This is a genomic window from Marinitoga sp. 1138 (assembly GCF_013363265.1).
In the GTDB taxonomy this organism is placed as follows: Bacteria; Thermotogota; Thermotogae; order Petrotogales; family Petrotogaceae; genus Marinitoga; species Marinitoga piezophila.
Window position 1 is genome coordinate 1 of record NZ_LBFA01000027.1, and the last position, 17,393, is coordinate 17,393.

Consider the following 17,393-nt stretch of genomic DNA (forward strand, 5'->3'; position numbering starts at 1 on the left):
GAAGAATTGATTTATTGATTTTAAGACAGCGCTTGAGATAAGAGAGGTGATTTAAGTGCCTGAAGAAGAAATCCAGGAAGAAGAGCAACAGGGTGGTAAAAAAGGTCCCAATATAATATTGCTTTTAATTATTGCAATAGTTGTTTCAGTGGCTTTATCTGTTGGTGGTGCTTTTGTTTTAATAAATATGCTTGGTAAGAATATTGCTCAGCAGGCACAACAACAGGCACAACAGCAGGCTCAGGGAGTTGAAGAAAAGGCTGTACAGGTTGGATTAGCTGAAATAATAAGGCCTGGTAATCAAAGACAATTTATGTTAAAAGGTGGAAATGAAATAGCAATAGTAAATGCACTTCAATTAAAGGTTGGAAGTGATGAATGTAGAGAGGCAGTAGCCCAATACAATGTTGAAATTTTAGAAGCGATAGGCCTTATCTTTATTACCAAAACACGTGAAGATTTAACTACGGTTGAAGGAAGAGAGATTTTAAAGAATCAGATAAAAAATGCTGTAAATGAAATTACAGGATTTGTTGGAGAAAAAGAGAAATATGGAGTGATACAGGTTATTATTGATATAGTTGTTATAACTTCAGCCTATTAGTTTATTAAAAAGGTGGTGAAAGTATGCCTCCAGAAAATGAAACGTTGTCACAAGAGGAAATAGATGCGTTATTGCAGGCGATGGAGGCGGGTTCTTTAGCTGTCTCAAATGTAAATGAAGAAGAAGATATAATGGCCAATATTCGGGAGTATAACTTCCGAAGGCCAATGAAATTTTCCAAGGAACAGCTAAGGACATTGCAATTAATACATGAAAACTATGCAAGGGATGTTTCAACATATTTATCTTCAAGAGCAAGATCATATGTAAATGTTACCTTTGCCAGTGTAGACCAGATTACATTTAGTGAATTTCAGCAATCTCTAACAAGTCCAACATTTATATCTGTATTCTCAACAGATATATTGCCAGGAAGTGCAGTATTTCAGATGGGGCTTGATATTGGTTATGTTTTAGTCGATAAATTATTGGGAGGACCTGGAATTCCTCTCGAAACATTAAGAACACCTACTGAATTAGAGCTTGCAATTTTAAGAAAAGAGGGATTATCTTTAATAAAAGCATTAAGTAAGGCATGGGCCACAATAGTGCCATTTGACACTATTCTGGAAAAAACAGAGTTTAATCCGCAATTTGTTCAAATTGCGGCTCCAAACGAAATGACAGTGTTAATTACATTATCAATAAATTTCAGAGATATACAGGGATTTATAAATGTATGTTGGCCTTCTTCGTTATTAGAACCAATAAATGAAAAATTGACCACAAGATTATGGTCTCCAGATATAAAAACATCACCAAAACAAATGGAAAAATTAAAAAATTCCGTGTTAATGGCTAAAGCAGATGTTAAAGCTGTATTGGGAAAAACAACGCTTCAGTTGGGTGAATTTTTAAATATAGACATAGGTGATGTTATAAGACTTGATTCATTTAATGATGAACCAATTGATGTAACCATTCAGGATACACCTGTATTCAAGGGAACTCCTGGAACACATAAAGGACATTATGCTATAAAAATAGAAAAAGAAGATCCTGAATTGCTTGAAAAAGTGCTTGTGGAAAGATATCTGGAGAGTTTGCAATAATGGAGGTGTAACAAATGTCTGATGAATTTTTATCTCAAGAGGAGTTAGACGCGCTCTTACAGGGATTAACTCAGGAAGAAAATAGTTCTGGAAATACAGCTGATTCTGGAAGTTCAGCTTCAGCATCAGCAAGTGGACCAACTACTTCAAGTGAAAATGCACAGGTTGATGATGTGTTATTAGACCTTGTTGGAGAAGTTGGAAATATTGCAATGGGTGCTGGAGCAACAACATTATCAACCTTATTAAAAAGAAAGGTTGATATATCAAGTCCAACACCGCTTAAATTATTAAAGTCTGAATTAAAAAATCAATTTAGTGGAAAATATTTAATGATATCCATAAACTATAAAGATGGATTACGGGGTACAAATTTCTTTTTATTCCCTGCTGAAATCTCCTCCATTATTGCAGACTTAATGATGGGTGGTACAGGTGAAAATGTACCGGAAACATTTGATGAAATATCAATAAGCGCATTAGCAGAAGCAATAAACCAGATGATGGGTGCAGCGGCTACATCGCTTTCGGATTTTTTGCAAACGAAAGTTGATATAACGCCACCTCAGGTAGAGGTTCTGGATTTTGATGATCCCAATTTAACCTTTCCACCTGATTTTGAGGGAACAGCAGATACAATAATAGCTGTTAAATTTATATTAAAGATTCAGGGAATGAAAGATGGGGAAATGTGGCAATTTGTTCCAATAGATATAGCACATGATATAAAAGAAAAAGTTCTTGCAGCACAACAGGTTGATCTTGAAGAAAATGCACAGGCACAACAGGCTGCAGGAGCTCCGGCTCAAATGCCAGCTCAACAACCAATGCAACAACAAATGCCAATGCAGCAACAGATGCCGATGCAGCAACCAATGCCGCAACAACAGATGCCAATGCAACAACCAATGATGCCACAACAACAAATGCCGATGCAACAACCAATGTATCCTCAATATCCACAACAACAAATGCCAATGCAACAGCCAATGATGTATCCTCAATATCCACAACAAATGCCGATGCAACAACCAATGGGATATATCCCGCCGGAACAACAGGTTAATGTACAACCAAAAACATTTGGGAATATTTCAGGAAAAACAGTTGAACCAACAGAAGAGATAGACTATGAAAAATTACAATTATTATTTGATGTACCATTAAATGTATCTGTTGAACTTGGTCGAAGGAAATATTCATTGAGAGATATTCTTAATTTCCATCAGGGATCAATGATTCAATTGGATAAATTAGCCGGTGAACCTGTAGATATATATGTAAATGGCAGATTAATTGCACGTGGAGAGGTTGTTGTTATAGATGAAAACTTTGGTGTTAGAATCACAGAAATAGTATCTTTAGAAGAAAGGTTGAGAGCGTTAAAATGATGAGAAAAAGCATCTTTTTAATTCTGATAATAATAATTTCTATAATATCGTTTTCTGATAATATATACGATGAATTTTCAGAATATTCAAAATTGCAGCAATTTAAAGTTACAATAAAAATGAAATTTGAGGTAGATGCAACACCTACCTCAATTTTTCTTGATTTATATGTGGATAATTATAAATATTATTATTTTGAAATTCATGAACCGGAAATACTATCCGGAATAGGCTATTATTATGATTATCATAAAGATAAATTTTATACAGAATTAAACGGTAAACCGGCTGATAGTTATGATAATATAAAACAAAACCTGAAAGTATTTATTAATTTTATAAAAGTGCTTTCTGTTTCTTATACACCTGAAAAATTTATAATAAAAAAAATAGAGACAGATAATTATAATATATATTATTTTTATCCTAAAACAAAAAATCTTCTCAGATTAATGCGTGTTGATTATACACAGTTAAAAATATATATGAAAAAAATTTATAACACATATTATGCTGAAAAGATGGAATTTTATAATTCAAATAATAAAAAAAAGGTGGAAGTATATTTCAACTTCTCACCTATGAATACAGATTTCATAAAAGAAAAATTATTATCATTCTCTGTTGAGTAATTCAGGATATTTAAGTTTTTTGAATTTTTTCAATAATTCTTCAACATTACCTGATTTAAATGTATTAAGATAATCAAGTTGAAAATCAATAAGTTCTTTTCCTCCCGGTTTTCCATGACCGGGAATTATTTTATTTATATCCTGTGATTTAAATTCATTTAAAATCTTTATCCAGTTATCAATATTGCCATCATCAAGTTCAGAATGGGTTCCTGAAACAATTAAATCCCCCGCAATAAGAATATTATCCGGATAAATCTTATAAATAGTGGAATCTGCAGTATGACCTCCCAATGAAATACCACTAATTACAGATTTTGAAGAGGTATTTAAAGTATCATTTCTGAAAATATTAAATTTGCATTTAGCAAGTTTTTTCTGTAAATCAGAAAAATCGTATTCAGATTCCTTTGAAATTTTTTCAAGAATTTCATTGTCATAATCAAAAAGTTTTATCATAGTCTTTTCTGATAGGATTATTTCTAATTTTCCATAAAAAATTGCTCCAAATGAATGATCAGGATGATAATGGGTTAAAAATACCTTTTTTACCTTCTTTTTAGTTCTCAATTCAACTAACTCTATAATTTTTTCTAACTTTTCAGGATAAAGTGAAGAATCGATTAAAATTACCTCTTCATTTAATTCTACAGCTGTAACATTACTTGCCATATTTTCAAACCAGAACACCAGAACCTTATTATTAATTACCTCCAGCATTATAGACTCCTCCTTAATCATTTTCATTTAATAGTTCTTTATATATTGATTTTTTTCCTTAAAAATGTTAGAATTGTTTGTAAGACAAACAATAGGGGGTGAATATTATAATCAAAGAATTTGTGAAAAAAAATTGGTGGCGTTATTTAATAGGGATAATTTTTTTATTGATGATTGATTATTTTCAAATATTTATTCCTAAAAAAATAGGTGGAATAATTGACAACCTGAAAAATATTGAAAATATGAATGTCATTAAAACCTATATTATTTCAATGCTTACACTTGCTGTTTCAATAATGATAGGAAGATTTATATGGAGATTTTTTATATTTGGAACTTCAAGATTATTTGAATTCAAAACAGCAAACAAAATGTTTGGTCATATATTGGACCAGTCATATGACTTTTATGACAAATGGAGAACAGGAGATTTAATGACCAGATTTACAGAAGATTTAAATTCTGTAAGAATGGCAATGGGGCCGTCAATAGTAATGATGATAGACACATTATTTATGTCTTCTATAACCATATATGCAATGATAAACTTTGTCAATTTAAAGCTTACAATATATTCATTATTGCCATTGCCAATAATAGGTTTAATTACACTATTCTTTGGAAAAACAATAAGAAAATTATTTAAACATTTACAAAAAACAATTTCTGATTTATCAGACCATACAGAAGAAAGTTATGCAGGTATTCATGTTGTAAAGGTATTTTCTCTTGAAAAAACAATGTTAAAAAGATTTAATGACAGATCTCAAAAATACTATGATGCCCAGATGAGCTTAATAAAAACATGGGGATTAATGTTTCCGTTAATTCAATTTTTAGCTTCAATGTCTGGTGTAATTGCCATATATCTTGGTGGGAAAATGGTAATAAATGAAGAAATTACATTTGGACAGTTAATAATGTTTTACTCATATATTGGTATGTTAGTATGGCCTATGATGGCAATAGGATGGGTAGTAAATGTATTACAAAGAGGTAAAGCTTCCTACCAGCGATTAATGGAAATAATGAAATCAAAATCAAATGTTCCTGAACCAGAAAAAATAGATGAAAATTATAAATTTAAAGGGAAAATTGAAATAAAGAATTTAAACTTTAAATATCCAGGAACAGATAAAATAGTCTTAAAAAATATAAATATGAATATAGAACCGGGAGAAATGGTAGCTTTTGTTGGAAAGATAGGTTCTGGAAAATCCACAATAGCTAAACTGCTTTTAAAATTCTATCCTGTGGAAGACGGGAAAATATTTATTGATGGTATAGACATTAACAAATTACATTCTAAGGTAATAAGAGATAATATCGCATATGTTCCTCAGGAATCATTTTTATTTTCAATGCCAATAGAAGATAATATAAGTTTTGCCCATCCTGAACAGGTAGAAAAAGCGCCGGAATTTGCAAAAATAGCTAATGTTCATGAAGATATACTTGAATTACCTGAAAAATATAAAACGCTTGTTGGCGAAAGAGGAGTAACATTATCCGGCGGTCAGAAACAAAGGGTAAGTATTGCAAGAGCATTGGCTAAAGATGCCTCCTTTATAATTCTGGACGATTGTCTTTCTGCTGTTGATACAGAAACAGAAGAAGCAATAATAAACAATTTAAGAAATAATGTAATTAACAAAACAATGATAGTTATATCCCATAGACTAAAAGCTGTTCGAAACGCAGATAAAATATTTGTATTTGATGATGGTGAAATAATTGAATCAGGAACTCATCAGGAATTAATGGCACTTGAAGGCGTATATTATGGTATGTATATGAAACAGCTCATTGAAGAAAAGTTAGAGGAGGAATAATATGCGAACAGCTCATACAGATATATTAAAAGAAGAACAGCAAAGAAGTTATTCAAATAGAAAAATATTCAAAGATTTATGGCAATATATAAGAAAATATTATGCAATACTTATAGCTGCGTTAATCTTTCTTGTTGCCTCTACAGTAGTTGATTTAACCATACCAACAATAATGAGATATGTAATTGATAATGTTATAAATGCTGCATATAAATTTGAAAAAGTCGATGATACATTTAAAAGCACACCAAACGGTGAATATGTTTTAAAACATGAAAATGATTCATATTACATGATAAACGATAAAACAAATGAAAAGATACCCGTTAAAGATGAATTTGTAAAAAACGTTAAAACAGGTGCATTAAGTGAAATTTCCAAATATTCTATAATAATAATAACCCTTTTCTTTTTTCAATTCCTTTTTAATTACGGGCAGGTAATATTTTCCAATTTGCTGGGGCAAAAGGTAATATATGATATCAGGGAAAAACTCTATATACATATGCTACATGTTCCTCTTGACTTCTTTACAAAAAATCCAACAGGAAAAATAACAACTAGAACTGTAAACGATACTCAAAATCTATCGCAATTTTTCACAGACGTTCTTACCAGTTTAACAAAAGACGTTGCAATAATAATTGGTGTAATAATAGTAATGTTTAAAATGAATGTTAGATTATCTTTATATGTAACCATAATGTTTCCAGCTATAATTTTGGTTACATGGATTTTTGGTGTTCTGGATAAAAAGATATATGTAAAAGCAAGAACGAGGATTTCAGCTACAAACTCATTCCTTGCAGAAAATATTTCTGGTGCAGCAGTAACCAAGGCCTTTAATCAGGAAGAAAGAAAAAGAAAGGAATTTTATGATTTAAGCCATAAACTATATAAGGCAAGAATGCAGCAAATAATATTAAACGGATTATTCAGACCATTTATGAACGTTATGTATTATATAACCATATCTTTATTATTCTGGTTTGGTGCAGGATTATTTAAACAAAATCTCGTTTCATTTGGTGTTCTTGTGGCATTTACCTCATATATAGATATGTTCTTTAGACCTTTATTTGATATTGCAGAAAAATACGATATTATGCAAAATGCATTTGCATCAGCAGAAAAAATATTCAAATTAAATGAACTTGAAGAAGAGGATTATGGCAAAGGTTTAAAAAAAGAGATTGATAAAGCCAGTATAAAATTTCACAATGTCTCATTTGCATATGAAAAGGACAATTATATACTCAAAAATGTTTCATTTGAAATTGAAGAACATGAAAATATAGCAATAGTTGGTGAAACAGGTTCAGGAAAAACAACAATTATAAAATTAATAAATGGCCTATACAGACCGCAAATGGGAGATATATTCATAGGAAATACAAAACTTGAAGATTACGATATAAAGGCATTAAGAAGGCAAATAGCTGTTGTTCCACAGGATGTATTTTTATTTACAGGAACAATACTTGATAACATACGAATGTTCGATGAAAGTATTAGTGAGGAAGAAGTAATAAATGCAGCGAAACAGGTACATGCTCATGAAATGATAGAAAAATTTCCGGATAAATACTATACAAAAATACTTGAAAGAGGTAGCACATTATCAGCAGGTGAAAGACAATTAATAGCACTTGCAAGAGCAGTAATATTCAAATCAAAAATAATTATCTTAGACGAAGCAACAGCTAATATAGACGTTGAAACGGAATATTTAATACAAAAAGCCATGGAAAATCTCATAGGAAAAGTTACAATATTATCCATTGCGCATAGATTATCCACAATAAAAACAGCCAATAGAATACTTGTTGTCCATAAAGGAAGAGTAGTTGAAGAAGGAACACATAATGATTTAATGGAAAAAAGAGGCATATATTATGACCTTTATAGATTACAGTACGAAACAAATTAAGCCAGCAATTTAGCTGGCTATTTTTTTATTCCTTTAATAAGGATAAATTGTGGTTTTTTCATAAGTTTTTTATAATTCTTTTCATCCTGTTCCATGAATTTTTTTATGGGTTTTGGTTCAATAATTCTTTCAATAAATAAATTATTTTTAGCAAAAGCATTTATAATCATTTCAAGCGGTCTATGATAAAAAAATACAGGAATACCATTAATCCTATCTTCCAGCAAAACTTCTTCAAAATAATTTTCTATTTGAAAATAAAGGTAAGTCATCATAGGATGATGTATAGAAATAACAATATGTCCATCTTTTTTCAAAACCCTTGATAATTCCATGAAAACCTTATTTAAATCCTTTACATAATGTAGAGTAAGCGATGAGATTATTAAATCAAAATAACTATCTTCAAAAGGTAAATCTTCGTTTAAATTATGAAGAAATACTTTTCCGTTATCTTTAATCCTTCTTTTCGCAGCAGCAACCATATTTTCTGAAAAATCAATCCCAACAACCTCTTTTGCACCTTTATTTATCATTAATTCCATATAATAACCTGCACCGCAACCGGCATCGAGAATCTTCAACCCATTCACATTACCAATTAATCTGGTCATAGCAGGTCTTTCATAATAAGCATTAAAACTTTTAGTATCTACATCCTTCTCATAATGATTTGCCAGTTTCTCATAAGAATTTTTTAATCTTCTATCTATATTCATATAATTCCCTCCATAGCGAAATTAAAACAAATCTTCATTTTTACGACTTGGTTGCTGATCCTCAAAATTTATCTTTGAAAGTAGAAAAATAATATTCTCTCAGACAGCAAGAATTTCTAATCCTCGCTCCATTTGAAAATTCGGGCACGCTCAGACACTTCGTCCATGAAGTGCTTCGCTTTCCAAAACCTCCTGTTTTTCCAACCCGAATTTTCTGCATTCCGCTTCGGGAAATTCTTAGTCTTCGTTCATATTATTTTTCTACTTTCTTTTATACAATCAGGCACTCTGCGATCCTTCACTCGCTTTTATTTTTTCCAACTGTCCTATAATCTCCATTTCGGGAAATTCTTAGTCTTCGTTCATATTATTTTTCTACTTTCATTTATATACTCGAAAGAAAACATGAATAAAAAGGTGAATGAAGGCTTGAAATTTCCCGAACGGAGATATTGCGTGAGCCGTAAAAATCACATGGATGTGATTTTTAGCGAAGCAGCACAGGAGGTGATGTCTGAGCGGCGGCGGCAAGCAATATTGGAGTGAGGAATAAGAAATTTCACCGCCTGAATGAACCTTTTTATGAATGTTTTCTTAATAAGAAATTTTTGGTCTTCATTGTTTTTATTTTTCTCAATCAACACCACAAAAGGACGAACATACATATTATTATTTCCAGGAAAATAATAAAAAAATCCTTGATTTTTAATAATTTTTAATATATAATAATTCGGAAAACTAATTTTTATGAGGTGATACCTGTGGATTCAAATTTAAGAAAATATCTCATAATAAACTCAATACCAGCATTTTCATTTATAACAATATTGCTTTCGCCAATGTATGCGAGCAAAATAGGCCTGAACGTATATGAAGCAAGTATAGTATTCTCTGTAGTATATGGAATACAGGCAATACTCACCTTTGCTCTTGGACATTTTTTTGAAAAAAAATCTCCTAATTATGGTCTTGCAGCTGGAAGACTACTATTTGCAATTGGTAATATAATTCTCGCTTTTGCATTTAATTCTTATATATATTTAATTGCACAAATAGTTATTGGAAGTATAGATATATTCTGGCCTCTTGTTAGCATGTATGAAAGGGCTATTGTTCCACCAAATAAAAGAGAAAAATTCTATTTTCTATTGCCTCTTATATCAGAATTTGTAAAGGTTTTATTATTTGTTCCAATAATATTCTTTATGGATTACGATAAAACATCTCTTAATTTTTATAGAAATGTCTTTTTATCTGTTTCGGCGTTAAATATATTATATGCTGTTTTAATGGTTAAATATCTTCCTTTTGTAAAAAGCGGAAGTGATTTACACGAAGAACATATGGAAATTCATAAACCCAATATAAAAAAATATATAACAGTCCTTTTAAACCAGATAATCTTTTTTGCAAATTTCGGTTTTGGAAGTTACTTAATCATATCATATTATATCAAAGATATACTAAATGCTGATGCAAAGGTTATGTTAACTTATGAGGTTGCATTTTCTCTCACAGTATTGACATCTGTTTTGTGGAAAAAATATATAAAATTAAAAAATGAAGATGCCATTGTAATTGGAACATTTATAATGTCATTGTTTTATGCTATGTTACTGGTAAAAGGATGGATACCATTTTATTTCTCACATGTGTTATTGGGTATAGGTTTTGTATTATGGATTTCGTCGAAAGAACCGTTAAAACAGGAATATGCACCTGTTAATTTTGGTAGATATGAAGGTCTTTTTAATGGAATTCAATTATTTTCAAAAATCTTTACACCTGTTGCAGCTGGGTATATAGCTTCTCAATATTCATATGATATGGTATTTACAATATCTTTCATTGTTTTATTTGCAAATTCAATAATAACTTTCTTTGGGTTAAGATATCCCTCCAGATAAATTCTAAGGTTTTTTTAAGGTTTGAGGTGTATAGTAGAATTGAAAAGAATTTTATTCAGAAGGAGGGATTGATATGAGAAAAGTATCATATCTTTTAGTGGCATTGCTTATATTAAGTTTTGCGTTGGTGGGATGTGTAAATACACAGGAAGAATTAAAAACAGAAGAAACATCTACAGTAAAAGTATTATTAACAGATATGCCTTTAAACACCATTGATAAATTAGACGTTTATATTGAAAGTTTTGGTTATAAATATTCAATAAATGGAACAAGTTATGATGGAACACCAGTTGAAATTAATAAGGCATATGACATTTTATCATTAGCAGGCACTGAAACATCATTATTTTCAATAGAATTACCGGCAAGCGCAGTGCTTTCTCAGATAACATTGACAGTAAAAGATGCGACAGTAACAATTAATGATCAGGAATACCCTGTTGAATTAAAACTCAACGAGATAAAAATTCAAAATGTTGACATTGAAATTGGAGAAGGTGGAGAATTAGTTCTTGATTTTGATGTTGTAAGATCATTACATGTGCAAGGAAATTTAACTTCTCCAGAAATTTTATTATCCCCTGTATTAAAACCAACATATAGAAGAGGTTTAGCAGACAATCATTATTTAATAAAAGGAGAAGTTGTTAATGGAACAGATCCAGTTTCTATGGCTGTTGTAACAATTAGTGATGATTCCACAATTTTAAGAGCAACATTAACAGATGATAATGGTGTATTCTGTCTTGGGAAATATGAAGACGGTAACTATACAATAGAAGTATATTCAAATATTGATGTAACTAAAGACCTTAGTGAATACACTCCAGATGCAACAGAAAAAATAATCGTATCCGGTGAAGATATCACAAATATAAAAATAGATATATCAAATCAGTAAAAAACTTAATTTGCCCGCTTTTTAAAAAGCGGGCAAATTTTTTTTATAAAAACTTGTAAATATTCTTTATTTTATGTTATAATAATATTATCAAAAAATGTCTATTTGTTTTATTTAAGATTAAATTCATCATATTTTAAAGGGAGGGATAGTATGAAGAAAGTATTGTTATTTGTTTTGATTACGTTATTTGTTGTATTTACTTTTGCTAAAAGTGTTGTGGTAGTAGGAACTACTGATAAGATTAGAACACTTGATCCGGCAAAATGTTATGATTATTTTTCAAGCAACATTCTTCAAAATGTATTGGTAGGTCTTGTTGATTATGAAGTGAATACTTCAAACCTTATTCCATCACTTGCAGAAAAATGGGAAGTTTCAAGTGATAGTCTTACTTATACATTCCATTTAAGAAAAGATGCAAAATTCGAAGATGGAACACCAATTGATGCAAAGGTTATGAAATACTCAATTGATAGGGCAATGAAATTAAATGGTGATCCTGCATTCTTATTAACAGATATAGTTGACAGCACAAAGGTTGTTGATGACTATACATTCCAGATTAAATTAAAATACCCATTCTCAGCATTTGTATCAGTTTTAGGATATACAGTAGCATGGCCGGTAAATCCAAAATTGTATCCAGAAAATTCATTCTATGAAGGAGCACCATCAGCATCAGGTCCATATAAGATAACAGAATGGATTAGAGATGTAAGAATTGTTCTTGAAAAGAATGACAAATATTACGGTCCAGCACCAAAAACAGATAAAATCATAATTACATTCTATGAAAGTGCAGCAACATTAAGATTGGCTCTTGAAACAGGACAGATTGATATTGCATTTAGACATCTTGATCCAAGGGATATTAGTGATCTTGAAGCAAATCCAAATATCACAGTATTAAAAGGTAGCAGTCCACAGATTAGATATCTTGTTTTAAATACAAAACAAAAACCATTTGATAATCCATTGGTAAGAAAAGCTATAATGTATGCTGTTGATAGAGAAAGATTAGTAGATGATGTATTTGTAGGACTTGCACAGCCATTATATTCAATGGTTCCAATGGGAATGTGGAGTCATAAAGATATATTCCCAAAAAGAAATTTAAATGCAGCCAAGAGATTATTACAGCAGGCTGGTTATTGGTTTGATAAACCATTGACAATAGACTTATGGTATTCACCAACACATTATGGTACAACAGAAGCAGATGTTGCACAGGTTCTTAAAGAAGCTCTTGAAGAAACAGGAATAATTAAGGTAAATATTAAATATGCAGAATGGTCAACATATGTTGATTACTTCTTAAATGGTGCAATGGGATTATTCTTACTTGGTTGGTATCCAGATTATATTGATCCTGATGATTACTTATGGCCATTCTTAAGTATAAACGGTGCAAAATCAATGGGTAGTTTCTATGAAAGCAAAATAACAGAAGATCTCATGAGAGCAGCAAGAGTTTGTGTAGATCAAAACACAAGATCAGATCTTTATGAACAGGTACAGAATCATCTTGTTGTTGATGTTCCAAATATCCCATTATGGCAGGGAGTAGCAGTTGTTGCATCACAAAAGAATGTAAAAGGTGTATTGCTTGAACCAACTCAGATCTTCAGATATTATTTAATCTACAAAAAATAATCATTAATTAAAACTCCCCGCCATGCGGCGGGGTTTTTAGAGAGGTGATAGTTTTGTCCTTAAAAGATTATATACTTACAAGAATATTACTTGCAATACCTATGATTTTTATACTTCTTGCAGTTATCTTTTTTGTTTTGAGGATTATTCCGGGGGATCCAGTTATGGCTATGATGGGTGGTAAAGCACCCCAAAGCGTAATTGATCAAAAAAGACATGAACTTGGTCTTGATAAACCCATTGTAGTACAATTTTTTGATTATCTTGGTGGATTATTGAGAGGTGATTTAGGAACTTCAACATTAACCTCAAGACCGGTATGGAACGAAATAAAAGATAGATTTCCTGCAACAGTTGAGTTAACCTTATTTGCCTTTTTAATTGCAGTGTTAATAGGTATATTCTGGGGAAGTGAAGCGGCGGCACATAGAGATGGATTTATAGATATTACAGCAAGAGTATATTCAGTATTTATATACGCCATTCCTGTTTTCTGGTTTGGTTTAATGATGCAATATTATTTTGGAATGATCTTAAGATGGTTACCAGTTGCCGGTAGATTATCTCCAATAGTATCTCTTGATACCAAAACAGGATTTTTTATAATAGATTCTATAATAACAGGCAATTGGGAAGCATTAATAGATGTATTAAAACATTTATTAATGCCTGGTATAACGTTAGGATTGGTTATTTCAAGTATATTTTTAAGAATGGTTAGAAATAATACAATTTTAATGTTATCCCAGGATTTTTCAACAGCGGCAAGAGCAAGAGGAATCAGTCAGAGAAGGGTTTTATACAAACACGCTTTAAGAAATGCCATGGTGCCTATTTTAACAGTTATGGGATTACAGCTTGCTATATTATTAGCAGGTGCTGTTTTAACAGAAACAACATTTTCATGGCCGGGACTTGGAAGCTATCTGGTAATGAAAATAAGGTATAGAGATTTTCCTGCTATTCAGGGAACAATAGCATTTTTTGCATTGTTTGTTGTCATTATTAGTATAATAGTTGATATTATCAATGCACTTATAGATCCAAGAGTTAGATATTGAGGTGATAATATGGATAAAGAATTTTATTCACATAAAATAGCATCTTTTTTTAAGGAATTATTCAAAAGTGGAACAGGATGGATTACATTTATAGGTGCAATGATATTAATATTTTATATTTTAATGGCAATTTTTGCACCTCAATTAGCTCCATATAATCCAATACAAAGAGTTGGAAGGGCTTTAAGCGCTCCAAACAGTCAATTTATATTTGGAACAGATAATCTTGGTAGAGATATATTCAGCAGAATATTATATGGTGCAAGAATAGCATTATCCATAGCATTTATTTCTGTTGGTTTTGCATCATTATTTGGAATTCCTCTGGGGTTATTATCAGGATATATAGGAGGACCATTGGACAGAGTTTTAACATTAATTATGGATGCAATATATTCATTTCCAGGACTTATACTTGCTATTGCAATAGCAGCAGTGCTTGGACCAGGTATGATAAATATAGCGTTATCCATAGCTGTTGTATATACACCAACATATTATAGGGTGATCAGGAATCAGGTAACAGCTATAAAAAATGAGTTATATGTAGAAGGAGCAAGAGCATTAGGAGCAAAAAATTGGGAAATATTGTTTAAATATATACTTCCTAATGTTTTACCATCTGTTGTAGTTGTTTTATCTATGAATCTTGCTGATGCAATAATGACAGAAGCAGGATTGAGCTTTTTGGGGTTGGGAATTGCTCCACCAACACCAGATTGGGGTTATGATTTAAGTAATGGACAGAGATTTGTATTATCAAGAGCATGGTGGGGAATATTATATCCCGGTATGGCAATTATTACAATAGTTTTGGGATTCTCATTATTTAGTGAAGGATTAAATGAATATCTCAATCCTACTATTCGTGAGAGAAGGTGAAGCATTGTGATATTACAAATAAAAAATCTCAATATAAATTATGAAGTAAGAAATGGCTGGGTAAGTGCCGTTCAAAATGTAAATTTATCTATTAAAGAAAATGAAACTGTAGGATTAGTTGGAGAATCTGGTTGTGGAAAATCCACATTGGGTAAATCTTTACTGAAAATATTGCCTAAAAATGCCAGAATTGATGGTGAAATTTTATTTAAAGGAGAAAATATAGCTCCATATAATGAACGTCAGATGAGAAAAATAAGAGGGAAAAATATATCCATGATCTTTCAGGATCCAATGACTTCATTAAATCCAATTATGAAGGTAAAAGATTTATTTTTGGAAACTATAAAGGCGCATTATCCTAAGATTCCGGAAGATGAAGCATTTAAAATGTCAGCAAAAATACTTGAAGAGGTTGGTATAGATCCTGTAAGAATGAATGAATATTCATTCCAGTTTTCTGGTGGGATGCGACAAAGGGTTATGATTGCATTGTCTTTGGTCTTAAAACCAGATCTTGTTATAGCAGATGAACCTACAACATCTCTGGATGTTATTGTTCAGGCTCAAATTATGGAAGTTTTAAAAAAGCTTAAAGATGAACACAATATGTCCATGATTCTTATTACACATGATTTAGGTGTTGTTGCTGAACTGGCAGATAGAATAGGTGTAATGTATGCAGGTCATCTTGTTGAATTATCCACAGCAGAAAAGATATATTATGAGCCTAAACATCCATATACACAGGCATTATTAAAATCAATTCCAAATACTAACATTGATGATAGAGAATTAAGGTATATTCCTGGAGATTTACCGAATCTTGTTAAACCACCAAAAGGATGCAGATTTGCAAATAGATGTCCATATGCTACAGAAAAATGTCATAATGAAGTTCCACCAGATTTTGAAGTTGATGGAACAAGAGTAAAATGTTGGTTATATGAGAAGGTGAAAGCATGAGTACTCCATTAATAGAAGTAAAGAATTTAAAAAAATATTTTCCATTAAAACGGTCTATATCAGAGGTTATAACGAGAAAACCGCAGAAATTTGTAAAGGCTGTTGATGATATTTCTTTTGTTATAAATAAAGGAGAGACATTGGGATTAGTTGGTGAGTCCGGTTCTGGAAAAACAACCACAGGGCGTTTAGTTTTAAGATTGCTCGATCCAACAGATGGAATAATAAAAATAGATGGTGTTGATATCACATCATTATCTCAGGAAGAATTAAGAAAATTCAGAAAAAAAATTCAGATAATTTTTCAGGATCCAATGGCAGCATTAAATCCGTATATGAAAATAGGTGAAGCAATACGGCATGGATTGCAAATACATAAAATAGGAAAAACATATAAAGAACAGAAAGAAATTGTATATAATATAATGGAAAGGGTTAATTTAAAGCCAGCTGAGGAATATTATGACAGATATCCTCGTGATTTATCAGGTGGTCAAAGACAGAGAGTTGTTATTGCAAGGGCATTGGCATTAAAGCCTGAATTTGTTGTTGCAGATGAAGCAATTGCCATGCTTGATGTTTCTGTTAGATCACAGCTTTTAAAATTAATGATAGATCTTAAAGAAGAATTTAATCTCACATATTTATTCATTACACATGATTTAGCAACTACAAAATATATTTGTGATAGGATTGCAGTTATGTATCTTGGAAAAATCGTAGAGATAGGAACATTTGAGGATATTTATAGAAATCCTGCGCATCCTTACACAAAAGCGTTAATTTCAGCGGTGCCAGAACCAGATCCAAAATTAAACAAAGAAAAGATTATACCAAAAGGTGAAGTGCCAAATGCTGTAAATCCGCCAAAAGGTTGTAGATTTCATCCAAGATGCCCATATGCAACAGAAAAATGTAGAACAGAAGAACCACCAGTAATAAAGATTGATGAACAACATGAAGTAAGCTGTCATTTATACGCAAAATAATAAAAATAAATCCCCTGTTAAACAGGGGATTTATTTTTATAACGTTTAAATTTTAAATTGTTTAATAAGAGTATTAAGTTCTTCACTTAAATCTTCAAGTCTATTGGCAACCTTTGTAATCTTTGCAAAGTCTTCGTTCTGTGCT

At 31.1% G+C, this 17,393-nt stretch carries 15 protein-coding genes; 13 read left to right on the top strand and 2 right to left on the bottom strand.

All coding sequences use genetic code 11. The features are described from left to right. Nucleotides 1–55 precede the first annotated feature (55 nt). From fliL to XO11_RS09400, 4 genes are read left to right on the top strand one after another with little or no spacing between them, the layout of a single operon-like run. Entirely contained in the window at nucleotides 56–604 is a 549-nt protein-coding gene (gene fliL / locus XO11_RS10755; RefSeq protein WP_014297360.1) for a flagellar basal body-associated protein FliL, read from the top strand. Nucleotides 605–627: 23 nt separating this feature from the next. Next, complete coding sequence (gene fliM, locus XO11_RS09390; RefSeq protein ID WP_014297361.1) at nucleotides 628–1,656, top strand: flagellar motor switch protein FliM; 1,029 nt, start codon at nucleotides 628–630, stop codon at nucleotides 1,654–1,656. A gap of 14 nt (nucleotides 1,657–1,670) precedes the next feature. Continuing rightward, nucleotides 1,671–3,047, top strand: a complete 1,377-nt coding sequence (gene fliY, locus XO11_RS09395) for a flagellar motor switch phosphatase FliY (RefSeq protein WP_075780749.1) — start codon at nucleotides 1,671–1,673, stop codon at nucleotides 3,045–3,047. Continuing rightward, on the top strand, nucleotides 3,044–3,679 hold the full coding sequence (locus tag XO11_RS09400; protein WP_014297363.1) for a hypothetical protein: 636 nt from the start codon (nucleotides 3,044–3,046) through the stop codon (nucleotides 3,677–3,679). The genes fliY and XO11_RS09400 overlap by 4 nt, the downstream gene beginning before the upstream one ends. On the opposite strand, the gene XO11_RS09405 is transcribed toward XO11_RS09400, so the two are convergent. Continuing rightward, the gene (locus XO11_RS09405; protein ID WP_014297364.1) at nucleotides 3,662–4,399 is read right to left on the bottom strand and encodes an MBL fold metallo-hydrolase; all 738 of its coding nucleotides are present in this window, start codon (nucleotides 4,397–4,399) and stop codon (nucleotides 3,662–3,664) included. The genes XO11_RS09400 and XO11_RS09405 overlap by 18 nt on opposite strands. Nucleotides 4,400–4,521: 122 nt before the next feature. On the opposite strand from XO11_RS09405, the gene XO11_RS10760 reads away from it, so the two are divergent. Both XO11_RS10760 and XO11_RS09415 read left to right on the top strand, forming a co-directional pair. Next, on the top strand, nucleotides 4,522–6,234 hold the full coding sequence (locus XO11_RS10760) for an ABC transporter ATP-binding protein (RefSeq protein ID WP_255370598.1): 1,713 nt from the start codon (nucleotides 4,522–4,524) through the stop codon (nucleotides 6,232–6,234). Between the two features lies 1 nt (nucleotide 6,235). Further along, entirely contained in the window at nucleotides 6,236–8,164 is a 1,929-nt protein-coding gene (locus XO11_RS09415; protein WP_014297366.1) for an ABC transporter ATP-binding protein, read from the top strand. Nucleotides 8,165–8,181: 17 nt separating this feature from the next. On the opposite strand, the gene XO11_RS09420 is transcribed toward XO11_RS09415, so the two are convergent. Further along, complete coding sequence (locus XO11_RS09420; RefSeq protein WP_175418533.1) at nucleotides 8,182–8,883, bottom strand: class I SAM-dependent methyltransferase; 702 nt, start codon at nucleotides 8,881–8,883, stop codon at nucleotides 8,182–8,184. Nucleotides 8,884–9,644: 761 nt separating this feature from the next. Between XO11_RS09420 and XO11_RS09425 the strand changes: the two genes are divergently transcribed. The 7 genes from XO11_RS09425 to XO11_RS09455 all read left to right on the top strand — a co-directional run bounded on the left by XO11_RS09425 (nucleotide 9,645) and on the right by XO11_RS09455 (nucleotide 17,248). Then, entirely contained in the window at nucleotides 9,645–10,790 is a 1,146-nt protein-coding gene (locus XO11_RS09425; protein ID WP_014297368.1) for an MFS transporter, read from the top strand. Between the two features lie 73 nt (nucleotides 10,791–10,863). After that, nucleotides 10,864–11,694, top strand: coding sequence for a DUF4382 domain-containing protein (locus XO11_RS09430; RefSeq protein ID WP_075780751.1), 831 nt, complete (start codon nucleotides 10,864–10,866; stop codon nucleotides 11,692–11,694). Between the two features lie 153 nt (nucleotides 11,695–11,847). Next, complete coding sequence (locus XO11_RS09435) at nucleotides 11,848–13,350, top strand: ABC transporter substrate-binding protein (protein WP_014297370.1); 1,503 nt, start codon at nucleotides 11,848–11,850, stop codon at nucleotides 13,348–13,350. A 53-nt stretch (nucleotides 13,351–13,403) separates the two neighbouring features. After that, nucleotides 13,404–14,411: an ABC transporter permease gene (locus XO11_RS09440; protein ID WP_014297371.1), complete on the top strand. Its 1,008-nt coding sequence runs from the start codon at nucleotides 13,404–13,406 to the stop codon at nucleotides 14,409–14,411. 9 nt (nucleotides 14,412–14,420) lie between these two features. Continuing rightward, the gene (locus XO11_RS09445) at nucleotides 14,421–15,293 is read left to right on the top strand and encodes an ABC transporter permease (RefSeq protein ID WP_014297372.1); all 873 of its coding nucleotides are present in this window, start codon (nucleotides 14,421–14,423) and stop codon (nucleotides 15,291–15,293) included. Nucleotides 15,294–15,296: 3 nt separating this feature from the next. Further along, nucleotides 15,297–16,259: an ABC transporter ATP-binding protein gene (locus XO11_RS10765; RefSeq protein ID WP_041638620.1), complete on the top strand. Its 963-nt coding sequence runs from the start codon at nucleotides 15,297–15,299 to the stop codon at nucleotides 16,257–16,259. After that, on the top strand, nucleotides 16,256–17,248 hold the full coding sequence (locus XO11_RS09455) for an ABC transporter ATP-binding protein (RefSeq protein ID WP_175418534.1): 993 nt from the start codon (nucleotides 16,256–16,258) through the stop codon (nucleotides 17,246–17,248). Before XO11_RS10765 ends, XO11_RS09455 begins: the two co-directional genes overlap by 4 nt. The last annotated feature ends 145 nt before the right edge of the window (nucleotides 17,249–17,393 follow it).

What these genes read in the sequence shown, in the direction of transcription:
- fliM (WP_014297361.1), top strand. Translation starts at nt 628, where the DNA reads ATGCCTCCAGAAAATGAAACGTTGTCACAAGAGGAAATAGATGCGTTA.
- fliY (WP_075780749.1), top strand. Translation starts at nt 1,671, where the DNA reads ATGTCTGATGAATTTTTATCTCAAGAGGAGTTAGACGCGCTCTTACAG.
- XO11_RS09400 (WP_014297363.1), top strand. Translation starts at nt 3,044, where the DNA reads ATGATGAGAAAAAGCATCTTTTTAATTCTGATAATAATAATTTCTATA.
- XO11_RS09405 (WP_014297364.1), bottom strand. Translation starts at nt 4,399, where the DNA reads ATGCTGGAGGTAATTAATAATAAGGTTCTGGTGTTCTGGTTTGAAAAT.
- XO11_RS09415 (WP_014297366.1), top strand. Translation starts at nt 6,236, where the DNA reads ATGCGAACAGCTCATACAGATATATTAAAAGAAGAACAGCAAAGAAGT.
- XO11_RS09420 (WP_175418533.1), bottom strand. Translation starts at nt 8,883, where the DNA reads ATGAATATAGATAGAAGATTAAAAAATTCTTATGAGAAACTGGCAAAT.
- XO11_RS09430 (WP_075780751.1), top strand. Translation starts at nt 10,864, where the DNA reads ATGAGAAAAGTATCATATCTTTTAGTGGCATTGCTTATATTAAGTTTT.
- XO11_RS09435 (WP_014297370.1), top strand. Translation starts at nt 11,848, where the DNA reads ATGAAGAAAGTATTGTTATTTGTTTTGATTACGTTATTTGTTGTATTT.
- XO11_RS09445 (WP_014297372.1), top strand. Translation starts at nt 14,421, where the DNA reads ATGGATAAAGAATTTTATTCACATAAAATAGCATCTTTTTTTAAGGAA.
- XO11_RS09455 (WP_175418534.1), top strand. Translation starts at nt 16,256, where the DNA reads ATGAGTACTCCATTAATAGAAGTAAAGAATTTAAAAAAATATTTTCCA.